10 protein-coding genes are annotated in these 15513 nt (G+C 43.2%); 3 read left to right on the top strand and 7 right to left on the bottom strand.

Annotated features, from left to right (window positions below; translation table 11 throughout):
• Positions 1–85: 85 nt before the first annotated feature.
• Positions 86–733 (bottom strand): response regulator transcription factor, encoded by a 648-nt coding sequence (locus JS40_RS10170; RefSeq protein ID WP_034260260.1) that lies wholly within the window; start codon positions 731–733, stop codon positions 86–88.
• Between the two features lie 2 nt (positions 734–735).
• Positions 736–2709, bottom strand: a complete 1974-nt coding sequence (locus JS40_RS10165) for a tetratricopeptide repeat-containing sensor histidine kinase (protein WP_034260259.1) — start codon at positions 2707–2709, stop codon at positions 736–738.
• Between the two features lie 94 nt (positions 2710–2803).
• On the opposite strand from JS40_RS10165, the gene radA reads away from it, so the two are divergent.
• Positions 2804–4165: a DNA repair protein RadA gene (gene radA, locus JS40_RS10160; RefSeq protein ID WP_034260258.1), complete on the top strand. Its 1362-nt coding sequence runs from the start codon at positions 2804–2806 to the stop codon at positions 4163–4165.
• 74 nt (positions 4166–4239) lie between these two features.
• The gene (locus tag JS40_RS10155; protein WP_034260257.1) at positions 4240–5604 is read left to right on the top strand and encodes an acyl-CoA dehydrogenase family protein; all 1365 of its coding nucleotides are present in this window, start codon (positions 4240–4242) and stop codon (positions 5602–5604) included.
• On the opposite strand, the gene JS40_RS10150 is transcribed toward JS40_RS10155, so the two are convergent.
• From JS40_RS10150 to JS40_RS10135, 4 genes are read right to left on the bottom strand one after another with little or no spacing between them, the layout of a single operon-like run.
• Positions 5601–6632, bottom strand: coding sequence for an aldo/keto reductase (locus JS40_RS10150; protein ID WP_034260256.1), 1032 nt, complete (start codon positions 6630–6632; stop codon positions 5601–5603). The genes JS40_RS10155 and JS40_RS10150 overlap by 4 nt on opposite strands.
• A gap of 18 nt (positions 6633–6650) precedes the next feature.
• Entirely contained in the window at positions 6651–7604 is a 954-nt protein-coding gene (locus JS40_RS10145; protein ID WP_394332692.1) for an OmpA/MotB family protein, read from the bottom strand.
• Positions 7605–7619: 15 nt separating this feature from the next.
• The gene (locus JS40_RS10140; RefSeq protein ID WP_034260254.1) at positions 7620–7997 is read right to left on the bottom strand and encodes a DUF2255 family protein; all 378 of its coding nucleotides are present in this window, start codon (positions 7995–7997) and stop codon (positions 7620–7622) included.
• A 5-nt stretch (positions 7998–8002) separates the two neighbouring features.
• Entirely contained in the window at positions 8003–8767 is a 765-nt protein-coding gene (locus JS40_RS10135) for an exodeoxyribonuclease III (RefSeq protein WP_034262359.1), read from the bottom strand.
• Between the two features lie 122 nt (positions 8768–8889).
• On the opposite strand from JS40_RS10135, the gene JS40_RS10130 reads away from it, so the two are divergent.
• Positions 8890–12303, top strand: coding sequence for a hypothetical protein (locus JS40_RS10130; RefSeq protein WP_034260253.1), 3414 nt, complete (start codon positions 8890–8892; stop codon positions 12301–12303).
• Positions 12304–12362: 59 nt separating this feature from the next.
• Here the strand turns inward: JS40_RS10130 and JS40_RS10125 are convergent, their stop codons facing one another.
• Positions 12363–15281 (bottom strand): proprotein convertase P-domain-containing protein, encoded by a 2919-nt coding sequence (locus tag JS40_RS10125; protein ID WP_034260252.1) that lies wholly within the window; start codon positions 15279–15281, stop codon positions 12363–12365.
• Between the last annotated feature and the right edge of the window lie 232 nt (positions 15282–15513).

Genomic DNA, 15513 nt, shown 5'->3' with positions numbered 1-15513 from the left:
GTAATCGATAGTGCTAAGATAATAGAAATCTTAGTCATTCGGTATACGTGAAACTACGTAATTATTACGTAGCCACTCGTATCTACTAAATTTCAAGAATGGTATTTTTGTGCGCCAATGCCCACCGCGTCAAAGCATTAGTACCCCCTTCCAACTCAAGTTTCGTAATGATGTTGCTGCGGTGCTTTTCTACGGTTCGGGAGGAAACAAAAAGATTTTCGGCTATCGTATTCGTATTAATCTGTTGCGCGATAAGCTTTAAAATAGTTATTTCTGAAGGAGTAAGTAATTGTAGTTTTTTTATCTCTTCCGAAGCATTTTTAAGGGTAAGGGCGTCAAAGGACATACTGAAATATTCTTTATCGTCAAGAACGGCTCTAATGCAGTTTTCAATTTCTGTAAACGAGTCCTCCTTCAATAAGTAGCCATTGATATGTAAGGCTTTGGCCTGTGTAATGTATTCGGTTTCCTTGTGAAAGGAAAGAATGATAAATTTTGTACTTACGCCTTTATCCTTGGCCGTTTTTATAACTTCAAACCCGGTGAGTAAAGGCATGTCAATATCCAACAGCCCGATCATGGGTTGATGCAATAGTATCAATTGCAACGCTTCCATCCCATTGGTTGCTTTGCCTAGGATGTTGTAGCCGCAATTTTCCAACTCGTCGTGTAATCCGGCGAGCAGCAGCGGGTGGTCATCGGCTATTACTATAGAAATATTCTTTTTAATCACGTCTATGTTGGAATTTCAAGGAATATGGTGGTTCCTGTGTTTGGCATACTGTCTACACGCAATTGTGATTTCAGGATCTTGGCCCGTTCCAAAATGGTTTTCATCCCCAAATGCTGTGTACCATTTAATTTTTCTGAATACGAAAACCCTATACCATTGTCTTTAATGATCGCTTCAATGTGGTCGGATTTTCGTTCTATGGTGACAGAGGCTGCTTTCGCATCGGCGTGTTTTACCATATTGTTCAATACTTCTTGAATGATCCTGTACAAATGTAAGGAAGCTTCTTTAGAAAGGAGGTCGTCAATATTCTCTATTTCATTGGTAAAGAATATATTGGTGTTGGCATCTACCTCATTGATCATCGACTCGATCGCCTTCGTTACCCCTAACCGTTCTAAATTGGCAGGGTAAAGCCCGCGAGAGATCATTCTAAGTTCTTCGAGCGTACTTCCTGCCAGCAGATCCATTTCCGGATCTTCTTTCATCTTTGTCTTTTTAGTAAGCAACATCAACTTTTGGCCTACGCTATCGTGCAGTTCTCTGGCGACACGCGTGCGCTCCTCTTCCTGAGCCCGTATAAGTTCGTGTGAGAATGATTCCTGAAGCCGCCCTCTTCGCCTGGCTGCATTGCGCGACCGAATCAAAACTACACCTGCGAACAAGGTAAATAGACCAAATCCCCCAAACCACAACCATTGATTCTGCAGCCTGTTCTTAGTCGCTAAAAGTTCAATGTCCTTCTTCTGAGAAGCGATCTGTGCATCGCGTTTACCGGTTTCATATAAGGTTTGATAATAAGATAATGCCTTTGTTTTTTGAATGCTGTTGATGGAGTCCTTTATTCTTGAAAAGTTCTTGAAATGAACAAAGGCTTGCTCCTTATTTCCCATTGCCTCGTAGGTATCAGCCAGGAACTTCTCTGCCCCTTGGATCTCTTCGTAGTGGGTTCCTTTCTGTTTAATCTCCAAATGCTCCTTCCCATAAGTAAGTGCCTGGCCATACTTGTTTTTTGCCAAAGCGATATGTTTTAGTGCATCCAAGTAGGGCTCTCTGTTCCTTCCCTGTGTAAATTTCTCTGGCGCAACTTCAATAGCCGAAAGAAAATCATCTGCCAGTTCCAAGCTATCCACTTCGGCATAAGCGATCACATGAGCCGCTAACAGCCCGGGGGCATAGTAATCAGGATTACGCGTTTTTTGTGAAGCTTCCAGTGCTAATTTCAAATTGGCGATACGTTCTTCGTGTCTTTCTTGTTTTCGAGCGTCTGTTGCAGCATTATAATAGAAGGAAACGAGATGTGCATAGCTTTGTATTTTCTGCGCTAACGCAATGGCTTCATCCCGTTCTGCCTTTGCCTCTTGAAAGAATGCATTTTGACCGTACAGGATGGATAAGGAGTTCTTAGCGCTTATGCTGTTGAATGTATCCTTCTCCTGCGCAAAGATCTTACCGGCCTCCTGCAGTACCTGTGATGCTTCAGAAAAATCACCCAAGAAACTAAGAGTGCCTCCCTTGTATAGTTTGGCAAGCCCAACGTATTTTAAATTATTAGCCTTTTGCGCATACGTTTCCGCCAGGTCATAATAGTAAACAGAGGTCTTGTGGTCTTCTAGGAAATAAAAGCTGTCTGCTCCTTCCAAATAGTATTTAGCTAAGGTATTGGCGTCCTTGATCTTTCTCGCCGTAGAAAGGAATTCCTTAAATATTTTATTCCCTTTTTCGGGATCTCCTGTAATATTATTCTGAAAGTAGATACGATTAGCCATGTGCCATGTAGCTATCCGCAGCGAGTCTATGGCTAGTGCGTGTTGTACGGTCTCTGCAACGATGGTGTCGCTTGTGAAGGTGGTTTTTGAAACAATATAAGTAGATAGACTATCCAGCAATCGAAGTTTTTCTCCTCCTTTGACTCGTTGGATTTGAGAGGTAAGAGAACGAACTATTTCTTCGGAAGGATTTTCTTGTGCCCTCATTGAAGTGAGGATAATAAATACACAAAAAAGTAATCCTACTTTCATCATAAGGCAACCAATATTCCTGTAAATATAACTATTTTAGCACTAGATTATGGGGAAGACAAAAACTACTTTTTTCTGTCAGAATTGCGGCGCACAGTTTGCCAAATGGCAAGGTCAATGCACCTCATGCAAGGAATGGAACACCATTGCCGAAGAGGTGATTCAAAAAGCTGAAAAATTTGTTTGGAATACGCAAGAGAGTACCTCAAAACGTGTTGCCAAACCGCAACGCATCTCAGAGATCTCGGCACATTCCGAAGCACGGCTGGACACAAAGAACAACGAACTCAACAGGGTATTGGGCGGCGGAATAGTTCCCGGTTCCCTTACACTTTTGGGCGGTGAACCCGGTATTGGAAAAAGCACATTAATGCTTCAGATCGCCTTACAACTTCCTTTTAAAACGCTGTACGTTTCGGGAGAAGAAAGTGCACAACAAATCAAGATGCGGGCGGAACGGATTCAGCCTAACGCCACCAATTGCTATATTCTTACAGAGACCAAAACGCAGTTGATCTTCCGGCAGATAGAAGAGGTACGCCCGGATATTGTAGTGATCGATTCTATTCAAACCCTGCATTCCGAGGCTATTGAAAGCAGCGCCGGGAGTATCTCGCAGATACGTGAAACAACGACCGAACTTATAAAGTTTGCGAAGGAAACCGATACGCCTGTAATTCTAATTGGTCATATTACCAAGGACGGCACCATTGCCGGGCCTAAGATCCTGGAACACATGGTGGATACTGTGTTACAATTTGAAGGAGACCGCAATCATATTTATCGCATTCTTCGGGCCAATAAGAATCGTTTTGGAAGCACCAACGAATTGGGCATTTACGAAATGCAAGGAAACGGTCTGCGCGAAGTTTCAAATCCATCAGAGATTTTAATTTCCAAGAACGAAGAAGACCTAAGCGGAACAGCCATTGCGGCAACTTTGGAAGGAATGCGCCCGCTCTTGATCGAAATTCAGGCATTGGTAAGTTCTGCCGTATACGGAACCCCTCAACGAAGTGCAACAGGGTACAATGCCAAACGACTCAATATGATCTTGGCAGTGCTTGAAAAAAGGGCCGGCTTTAAATTAGGAGCGAAAGATGTCTTTTTAAATATTACCGGAGGGATCACAGTAGATGATCCTGCGATCGATCTTGCTGTAGTTGCTGCGGTTCTTTCTTCCAATATTGATGTCGCCATAGACAAGACCATGTGTTTTGCTGCAGAAGTGGGACTCGCCGGGGAAGTTCGCCCCGTCACCCGGGTGGATCAACGTATCCTGGAAGCAGAAAAACTGGGATTTACCAGTATCGTTATTTCGAAGTATTGTAAAGTAGAGCGAAAAGATTACGCCATTAACATTCTTAAAGTTTCCAAGGTTCACGATGTCGTCCATCATCTTTTCGGGTGACATCGTTTTAACAATTCTTTGTGTCTTCTAAACCATTGTAGCAAGTATCTTTAGTTTTTACTAAAGCACTTCTTATGGCACTTTTCCGAAAAATCAAGCAAACCATTTCTCTTTTACGCAATGTTGATCTCGATGCGCTGGGTAAGATCTCTCAAAAAATAGATCTCCCACAGGTAATGGCCGCGGTTGGTGAACTCGACGACCGACAGTTACAGGGATTGATGAAGATGCTGAAAAGCCAAAGCAAGAAAGGACAACATAAACTACCTCCTATAGATGGTGATTTTTATGACCTGAGTTTAAAATTAAGTCCGGAGCAAAGAGAGATCCAGTTGAAAGTGCGCAATTTCATGGAAGACGAGGTTAAGCCCATTGCAAATGATTTCTGGAATCGCGCCGAATTTCCCCACCACATTATCCCAAAAATGGCCCAGCTTAATATTTGTGGCATGGCTTACGAAGGCTACGGCTGTCCGAACCAGACGTTCTTAATGGAAGGCATTATGGCTATGGAACTTGCCCGTGTTGATGTTTCCATATCTACATTTTTTGGCGTTCACAGCGGATTGGCAATGGGGTCTATTTATCTCTGCGGAAGTGAAGCGCAAAAGAAAGAATGGCTCCCAAAAATGCAACGCATGGAATGTATCGGCGCATTCGGACTTACGGAACCGGAAGTGGGATCTGCTGTGGCCGGCGGACTAGGAACCACCTGCAGGCAAGAAGGTGATGAATGGGTCTTGAACGGCCAGAAGAAGTGGATAGGGAATGCGACCTTTAGTGATGTAACTGTCATCTGGGCGCGGGATGAAGTTTCCAATAAGGTGAAAGGATTTTTGGTGCGTAAAGACACTCCGGGATTCACTGCGGAAAAAATGCAGGATAAAATGGCACTTCGTACCGTTCAAAATGCGCTTATTACGTTGAGCGATTGCCGTGTAGCCGAAGCAGATCGCCTTCAGAAATGTGACAGCTTTAAAGACACTGCCAAGGTGTTGAAGATGACACGTGCGGCGGTAGCATGGCAAGCTGTAGGTTGCTCACGCGGAGCTTATGAGAGCGCATTGAAATACACGAAAAAAAGAGAGCAGTTTGGAAGACCCATTGCCTCCTTTCAGTTGATCCAAAATCATCTGGTAGAGATGGTCGCCAACCTTACGGCAATGCAAACGCTTTGCTTTCGCCTTTCAGAATTACAGGACCAGCAGCTATTGACCGATGAACATGCTTCACTGGCCAAAGTGTTTTGCAGTATGCGTACCCGAGATGTCGTGAGTCGGGCACGCGAAGTGATGGGCGGAAACGGCATCCTTCTGGAATATGATGTAGCCCGTTTCGTGGCCGATGCAGAAGCCATATACTCCTACGAAGGGACCAAGGAGATCAATTCCTTGATAGTAGGAAGAGCCATTACAGGGTACAGCGCCTTTGTAAGTTAAGGTGCAGGATTGGGGATCGATGCATGCACGGCGTTGATGGCTTTTATAGTTTCTTCGGTAAGGCTTACAGAAATGCTTTCGATATTCTCTTTTAACTGTGTCAAGGTCGTGGCACCAACAATAGTAGAAGTGACAAAAGGCTGCTGCCTTACAAATGCCAGGCTCATTTGAGTGAGACTCATTCCGTATTGCTGAGCGATCTCTTGATACTGCCTGGTGGCTTCAAAGGACCCTTCTCCATGATATCGTGAATAGTTTGGAAACAGGGTAACCCTAGCATGCTGAGGAGTCGCACCGTTTAGATATTTCCCGGTGAGCATCCCGAAGGCCAAAGGGGAATATGGCAAATACCCAAGTTTTTCTCTTAGAATCACTTCCGATAGGCCAATCTCATCCCTTCTGTTCAACAAGTTGTATGCGTTCTGTATCGAGACCATTTTTGGCGCTCCCTTTCGTGCCTCCTCCATATAACGCATGGCTCCCCAGGGTGTCTCATTGGACAGTCCCAAATATCGTATCTTACCTTGTTTCACATAAGATTTAAGGTGCTCCAGAGTTGCAGCGATCGAATCTTCCCATGCCGCGTCATGTACGTAGTCCCGGCTGCCAAAAATATTCACTGTGCGTTCCGGCCAATGCAGCTGATACAGATCGAGATAATCGGTCTGAAGGCGCGCTAAACTCTTATGCAATGCATCATCTAACGCTGTTTTACTAAAAGACAGGTCTTTTCGAATGTGTTCAAAAAAACGATTAGGACCCGTAATTTTAGATGCCAGAATTACCTTGTCCCTCTTCCCTGTCTTGGCGAACCAACTTCCAATAATACGTTCTGTACTGCCTTGGGTCTTTGGATTACCGGGTACCGAATACATTTCGGCAGTATCGATAAAATTCACGCCGTTCTCTAATGCCAGATCTATTTGTGAATGGCCTTCAGTTTCAGTATTCTGTTGGCCCCAGGTCATGCTGCCAAGACATATTCGGCTCACTTTTAAGCTGGTATTAGGCAGTAAAGTATATTGCATAGTATCGCCTTTTTATGGCTACAACTCGTTTAACAATTTTGAGATCTCATCCAGTTTTGGTGTCAAGATCACTTCAATACGGCGGTTCTTAGACCTTCCTTCTGAAGTAGTATTGGTCGCAACCGGAGCAAACTCTCCTCGACCGGCTGCTGTGAGGTTGTCTTTTGGAATACCGGAATTTTCAGTAAGAATATTTACAATGGCAGTCGCTCGCTTGGTAGAAAGATCCCAGTTGTCGCTTATGTTCCCATTACCTCCGTAAGGTACATTATCGGTATGACCTTCAATGAGAACAGCGATCTCCTTGTTCTGGGCCAATACCTTGCCCAATGCTACTACAGCTTCTCGTCCCCGTGCATTCACAGCCCAGCTTCCACTTTCGAACAACAATTTATTCTCCATGGAAACATACACCTTGCCATCCCTTTGTTCTACGGTGAGACCATTGCCTTCAAAATTAGTCAGTGCCGCAGAAATGGCCTCTTTAAGGGACCTCATCTTTGCATCTTTGGAGGCAATGATCGCCTCCAGTTCTTCTACTCGTTGTGATCGAGCTGCGAGGTCTTTTTTAAGTTTCTCCAATCGCTCATTTTCCAGCGCCAAAGCTTTTTCCTTCGCTTCCAGTTGCGTCAACAATTCTCGGTTTAAGGCTAAATTATCGCTAAGCGCACTGGAACTGTTTGCCTCAAGCGCATCGTACGATTCTTTAAGGCGGTTATAGTTATTTTGACACGCGGAAAGATCCATGGCCAATCTGCTTTTTTCGGCATTCAGTTCTTCAATCCTGTCTTTTAAAAGATCCACAGAATACACCTTTCCATCACTGGCGGCATTGTCCAATTGTGCCATCAGTGCTTCGTTCTCGGCTTTCAACATATCGTAACGAGATTTAAGATCGTCGTAGATCTTTGATGAGACACAGGAGCTCGTGAGCAGCAGGACGGAAATTCCAAAAATTCCCTTCAGAATCATTTTCATAATAAGTATTTAAGTAGGTTTATAAAATAGTTCGAGCGTGTAATCATAATACTCCGGCTGAGAGATCCCTTGTGCGTAGTATATATTTTTAGCTTCATTATACCGAGAAAGATAAGCCGCATCGATTTTAGCATGGACCGCATCTTCTTCTGGAACCTTCTTCCCCGTAACATTCAGAACGACATCTCCAAATTTTAATTGTCCTACCCCTTCTTTCAAAAATGCCGTATACCAGCTTTTTTCACTTTTGTTCCAACTTCGCGCAAATACCCTGCCGCTAACGGCGACCACCCAGATCTCCAAGAAGGTCTGTCTTTCAAGTCCTCCTTTTATCTCTGTATAATTATGCATATTGAGGTGTGCAAAAAATTCGTCCGGAAAATCCATCGTATCTATAAGGATAGTTCTACTAAATGCGGACAATGATCACTGTGATAGGCATCCGGTAATATAACAGCTCGTTTAAGTTTATCTTCCAAAGGTTTTGCCACCATGTTGTAGTCGATACGCCAGCCTTTATTGTTCGCACGTGCGTTGGCGCGATAACTCCACCACGTATAATGATGGGGTTCCTTGTTGAAGTGCCGAAAGGAATCTATAAATCCGCTTTTAATAAATCCGTCTATCCATTTACGCTCTACAGGTAAAAATCCCGATACGTTCTTGTTGCGTACAGGATCGTGAATATCGATGGCTTCGTGACAAATGTTATAATCTCCACAAATAATCAGGTTGGGGATTTCCTTCTTCAGGGTATCTATATATTTCTGAAAATCTGCCATGTAGGTGAGCTTATGATCTAAACGGTCCAGATTCGTACCACTTGGAAGGTATAAGCTCATTACTGAAACCTGGTCAAAATCGACACGTAAATTTCTTCCTTCGGCATCCATATATTCAATCCCGGTCCCATACTCTATATGGTTGGGTTTTATTTTTGAAAAGATCGCGACACCGCTGTATCCTTTCTTCACGGCACTAAACCAATAGTGGTAGGGATATCCCGCCGCTTCGATAGCTTCAACCTCTACTTGATCGAAATTTGCCTTAGTTTCCTGAAGACAGATCACATCGGGGTTGGCCGCCTGCAACCATTCTAAAAAGCCCTTTCGCATTGCGGCTCGAATGCCATTCACATTGTATGAGATAATCTTCATATCGTATCCTTCTTTATACCGCACTAAATTAAATAACATTGTATTTTTACAAGGAACATCGGCAAAAAGATTTTAAAAAACAATCAACAAAATAAAGTAGGCTGTGTTTAGTTCTATACCTAATGAAGTACTATCTTACTCTTATTCTCTTTGCAGTGACCTACACGGTGGTTGCTCAAGACGTTACTTCCAATTACAGGAGTAAGAAAGTAGCAGTTCAAGATACGATACAAATAGACAGTGTAAGCATCAATCCCAGCCGTTTCTATGTGGAAGGTGTTGCCGGCGCAACGATCGATTCGGTGATGTATAGGGTTGATTACAGTAAGGCACGGCTCATTCTTTCCGAAGCAGCCCAGACAAGTGACTCTATCACGATTCATTATTTGCGATATCCAAAATTCTTAGTACAAGAGTATTATGCCTTGGACCCTAAGATCATATCCGAAAGTACAGGAAGTATCGAAAAACTGTATTCTTTGGATCAATCCAATCAACAAGACGCTTTTACTCCTTTTGACGGATTGAACACCGTTGGTAGTATCTCCAGAGGCGTCACGATAGGAAACAATCAAAATGCCGTGGTAAATTCTGAATTGGACCTGCAAATCACAGGTCAATTAAGTGATAAAGTATCTATACGAGCATCCATACAGGATGCCAACATCCCCACTCAAGAAGGAGGTTATTCCCAAAGTTTAGATGAATTTGACCAAATATTCATTGAACTGTATAGTGACGACTGGAACATTCGAGCCGGCGATGTAGACCTTCAAAACACAACGAGTTACTTTGCCCGGTTCAACAAAAAGGTACAGGGGATCTCGCTGGGCGGAACGCTCACACATAACGATGGGTCCAGGACCACTGCATTTGCAGCCGGTGCACTCGTGCGCGGGGTTTTTGCCAAGAGTAATTTTGTGGGGCAGGAAGGAAATCAAGGCCCATATAAACTTGTGGGGCCTAATGGCGAGCTTTTTATACTTATTGTATCGGGTAGTGAGCGTGTCTACGTGAACGGTATCTTACTAACACGTGGCGAAAATGAAGATTATGTGATCGACTATAATGCGGGTGAGATCAAGTTTAACCCTATCTATCCGATCACAAACAACATGCGGATCTCGGTAGAGTATCAATACACCGACAGGAACTATACTCGTTTTATAGGATATGGGGGAGGTAGCTACAGCACCGACAATCTGGATATTGGTGTGTATGCCTATTCTGAAAACGATGCCAAGAACCAACCTTTACAACAAAATCTTTCAGAAGAACAGGTTACCATCCTGCAAGCTGCCGGAGACGATCGTGATAATATGACCGCTCCTTCGGCCGTGCCGGATACCTTTTCAGAAAATAAAATCCTTTACAAGAAGGATATTGTTGATGGTGTCGAGATTTTTGTATTCTCGAACGACCCTGAAGATGAGTTGTTCAACGTTCGATTCACTTTGGTGGGCGCCAATATGGGTAATTATGTAATAAGCGACGCTAGTGCCATTAGCAGGATCTTTGAGTACATTGCGCCCTTAAACGGCATTCCCCAAGGTAATTACGAGCCAATTATTCAATTGACCGCACCTACAAAGCTGCAAATTGGGGGATTAAAGGGAAACTACCATCCTTCTGAAAAAACCATACTTGATTTTGAAGTAGCGGGAAGCAAGAACGATCTCAATTTGTTCTCGTCGATTGATGATGGCAATAACGATGGTTTTGCGGGTCGTTTAGCGGCAAAACAAACGCTCTTAACAACAACCGATACGTTAAAGATAGACGGCTTTGCTTCGGCAGATTATATTAATCAAGATTTCCGAAACATCGAGCGCGTCTACAACATCGAGTTCAACAGAGACTGGAACCTTATTTCTCCCATGGGCGACCAATCCTTCATCATTTCGGGTGTTGAAGCCTTTCACCCAAAACACGGTAGCGCCCGTTATGAGTTTCAGCAACTGGATTTTTCAGAAAATTATTCCGGCTCTCGTCATGTAGGAAGCACGAACTTACGATTCGATAAACTACAGGTCTATTCGCAGGGGAGTTACTTAAAAGGCACCGGAGATTCGTTGGAGTCGAAATTTGCCCGGCTTAATTCCTTGGTGACGTATTCTATGAAAAAATCTTGGTTGGGCGGAAAAATTGCCTTCGAAGACAATGAGGTTAGTATCGTACAATCTGACAGTCTTTCGCCCGTGAGTCAGAAATTTAGGTCGTATGAAGTGTTTTCAGGCGTAGGCGACAGCACTAACATCTTCGTGGAGGTGGGTTACAGAAGACAATCGAATGATAGTTTGCGCCAGAATTTTTTACAAAAAGTGAATAGTTCCAATACATACTTTTTGAAATCACGACTGATCAACGGGCAGGATGCACAGCTCTCGGTATTTGCCAATTACCGTATTCTTAAAGATGAATTTGGAGCCAAGGAAGATGAGAAATCCTTGAATTCCAGAATTCTTTACAATCAGAGTATATGGAACGGAGGCGTTAGTTTGAATACCGTCCTGTCTTCCAATAACGGCGTGATCCCAAGACAGGAATTCACGTATGTAAAGGTAGATCCGGGACAGGGTATCTATACGTGGAATGACTATAACAACAATGGTATTCAGGAATTAGATGAGTTTGAGATCGCACAATTTCAAGATGAGGCCGAGTATGTTCGGATCCTGTTGCCTAACCAGATTTTCTTGAAGATCCGTCAGAATCAATTTAGCCAGATCCTTACACTCAACCCACGCTCGTGGGAGAACAAAGAAGGCTTCAGGAAATTCCTTTCTCATTTTTACAATCAAACCTCCTACATATTAGACAGAAAAGTACAGCGAAGGAATGACGGATTTAACATCAATCCTTTCGAAGACGGTGGTGACGATCAATTGGGCTTGGTCCTTAACTTTAGAAATGCTTTGTTCTTTAATCGCGGGAAACAACACTATACAACCAGTTATACCTATATAGCTACATCCAGTGATAATTTGCTTTCGCTGGGACTTCAGAAGAACCGACTGGAAAGTCATCAACTGGCGTTCAATCATAAAATATGGGAAAGCTGGTTGGTGAATCTACGAAGTTCTCTGGGTTCTACTGAAAGTACTTCAGAAAATTTTGGATCACGAAATTATACTATTGACAGCTATGAGCTTGCTCCCAAACTATCCTACCTTCTTAATGCCCAGACGCGATTTGACGTTTTTTACAGTTACGGGAACAAGGATAATCAAGTAGGTGACATGGAGGCGCTATTACAGCAAAAAGGAGGGGTTTCTTTTGGATACAGCAATGTAGAGAAGATCTCGCTCAATGGAGAATTTAGCTATATTGAAAACACTTTTGACGGAAGCGCCTTTTCCCCGGTTGCATACCAAATGCTGGAAGGACTTCAGCCCGGTACTAATTTTACCTGGAACTTATTACTTCAAAAGCGTATAACAAAATATCTTGATGCGAATTTGTCTTACTTCGGAAGGAAAAGTGAGACCTCCAAAACTGTACATACGGGAAGTATACAACTGCGTGCCTTCTTTTAATAAAAAAACCCTCAATCGCTTGAGGGTTTTGATTACATAAACAATTACTTCCGAAGCAATTAACGAACGATCAATCGTTTTGCACTTCCGTATTGATTGTTTCCAATTCGAACGATATACACGCCCGTAGCTGCATAAGACATATCCAGATCATAAAAATATCCTTTACCATCCACATTGTCGAGTCTGTAGCTTAACAACTTTTGACCTAATAAATTGGTCACAGTAAAGGTCATGCGTTCAGTTACGGTAGTAGTAGGAAGTTGGATTTGGAATTGATTGTTCCCCTGCTCAAGAATCACCAATTCGCTATTATCGATGAAATTATCATCCAGTCCTAATGGAACATCTTCACATAGTTGAAGTGACCAGCTATTAAGAGTTCCTCCATCAATATTGGCATCATCTGTAATTTCCAGGGTCCAGTCTCCAAGAGATGACAACCCATCAAAATCTGACAAGTTCCCTTCCGGCTGGAAGCTACCTGTAAACGGTGCTGTTCCCGTGGTTATGGATGTAGGTGCTTCATCGTCAAACACAGTGTTTATCATGTTGTCTCCGGATCCGCCATTATCTGTAGAAAGTTCCACACGAGTTCCGTCCGGTCCTTCTAGGAAGATATCCAGATCTCCCGTAAAAGTATGGTTGAGATTAATCGTTACATTCACATCATTAATAGTCACATCATTCGCAATGCTAATAACCGATTCGGTTACACTTCCTCCATTGGGTCCAATAGGCATAGAAGTTGCATTGGTCTCTGTATTACAGGACAAATTAATAACCTCCTTAGTAGTAGCATCATTTGTATTGTCACCATCTGCGGCCAATTGAGTGCTTGACTCAATGTTGTATGTGCCTGCCGCCGAAAGATCTGCCAATGTAGCAAACGTATAGGAAAGAGTTGCTCCCGGAGCGATCGGTCCCGCAACGGTTTCAACTACCGGCGTTCCTCCATTGATCGAGTACGACACGTCAAAATTAGATTGCGCCGCAGTTCCGAAGTTCTCCATCGTGATCGTTACGGTCTCGTTTCCAAGCCCTTCTCCTGTATTTGGAGATGTTATAGCTGTTGCTCCAATATCGGCCGCAAGAATATGAGTGATGTTCTCTGTGGTGCTATTATTGGTGTTGTCCTCATCACCCACAAAGTTAGTTGCTACAGTCACTTCATAGGTTTGACCTTCGGTCGACATATCTACGGTAGCTGTAAATGTATACTGCGCTGAAGTAGAAGATGGAATGGTTCCTGCAAATACTTCGTTTGCCACCAAACTTCCATCGACCGTTAACGATAAGGGAATATTTGATTGGTCGAGCTGTCCATAATTAAATATGGTAACCGTTATCTGTTCGGCGTTGGAAAGATCGCCATCCACCGGGCTATCGATGGAAACAGCACCAAGATCAATGTTAAAATTAGGTGCGATCTTGAAAACTCCCACTACATCCTTTCTTCCGTTATTCATATATTCATTGATAAACCAAAAGGTCTTGTCATCGTCTGGGTCAATATCGATCTTGCTGTAATCCCCGTATCTTAATCCGGGAATGTTAGCATTTCCGTTTGCGATAAGCTCTTCAGCAATAGTCATGGTATTAAGTGGATCGGAAGCGAAACGCCCTGTGTAGTATGAACTTACACGAACTGTTGACGGCGTAGTTGGTCCGGACATAGAAGAATATCCCATTCCAATATTTCCTTGGATGTCCATCATCATACTCGCATGCCAAGCATGTCTCCCATCGGGTGCGGTATAGGTTCCCTCTTGGTGGATCGTCCATGGTTGGCCGTCCCCGGCCTGGCGAAGTTCGAACCATCGCACACCGGCTAATTCTCCGGCAGAGGCATCGGTATCAACCACAAAGTTAAAGACAGCAGAGTTGTGCCCGCCAAACTTTCTGAATTGCGCTTGATTCATGATCGTTGCCTGTAATGCATCGATTGCGATCCCACCGCCCGGTTGTGTAAGGTTGGAAAAGCTTCCTCCATCGAACACAGAAATAAAAGGGGTAGTATTAAGTTGATTTGGCGCAGAAACTGTTGAGTTGGCAGGTGTATTCCAATCCACATCGATCGTCCATACTTTAATATGATCTTGTGTAACACCGGCCCAAGCATCATCCTGAAGGTAGATCACAGGAAGGCCTCCCGGAGCAGGCATATTGTCATCGGTCACATTCAATGCTTGTGGACTATAGAAACCACTGGTGGCAATTCCGGGAAGGTTAAAACCCTGAATTCCTGCAGCAGGATTTCCAAGAAGCATTTCGTCACGCTCCATCGCCCAAACCTTATTTGAAGATGAGGTATTATCGGTTAAATAGTACCCATCACTCCAAACCGATAATTTTTGGTAGTCATTGATCTGACTAATGGTATAAACGAACCATCCGTCGTTGATCGGGTCCGGCCCGTCTGATACCGCTATTTGAGCACCGGCTCCTAAGAAACTTACCACCCATCGATCGGCAGCTTTGTCGTAAGAAACTGTTAGATCACAACATCCTCCTGAAGGAAATATCGCAGGATTGGGTGATGTCTGTGGCAAAAGCTGATTTCCAGATTTATCATAAATAGTAAATCCCGTATTGAATACTACGAGTACATGGTTGGGTCCAACGGCCAGTGAAGGATCGGTTGGCTGTGAGCTTGAAGAAGCAGCATCGAATACAAGGATAGGTGCTTTTCCATTAATCTTTTGTGTGAGGGGATGTTGATTGCGAACAAAATAGTCGTCTTCTGTTTGTGCATCTTTCCCGATAATAACTTTGTTTCCGGAAGCTCTACCGTCTTGTGCTTCTTTGTCTGAAACTTCGGCTGGTTTTAATTCGGACATTCTTGAGGCGATCGAAGGAACATATTCCATCGAGCTTACCTTACCGGAGTAGAATGCTCCCTCCGATTGAATTTCTTGCGCTTTTACCATAAAAGTAATGGCAAAAAACATCAAGAAAAGAGAAATTTTAGATTTCATAATTTTGAATTTAATAATTACAATTTTAAGATTTGTTTAAGAAACCAAGATACTACCAATTTCTGAAATCTCCATACAATTAATTTACTATTCTAAAAATGCAATAGCCTTATTTAAAAGGACTTAACGGTTCTTTTCCCTATCAATCAACTAGAGATTTTTGAAATAAGTTATATTGCCTCGGCAGGAATCTTGACATTTGATCAAAAAAAAAGAGCGAAGGAATTCTTCG

The sequence above is a fragment of the Altibacter lentus genome, assembly GCF_000746845.1.
GTDB classification, from domain to species: domain Bacteria; phylum Bacteroidota; class Bacteroidia; order Flavobacteriales; family Flavobacteriaceae; genus Altibacter; species Altibacter lentus.
This window is presented reverse-complemented; position numbering and strand designations above follow the sequence as displayed.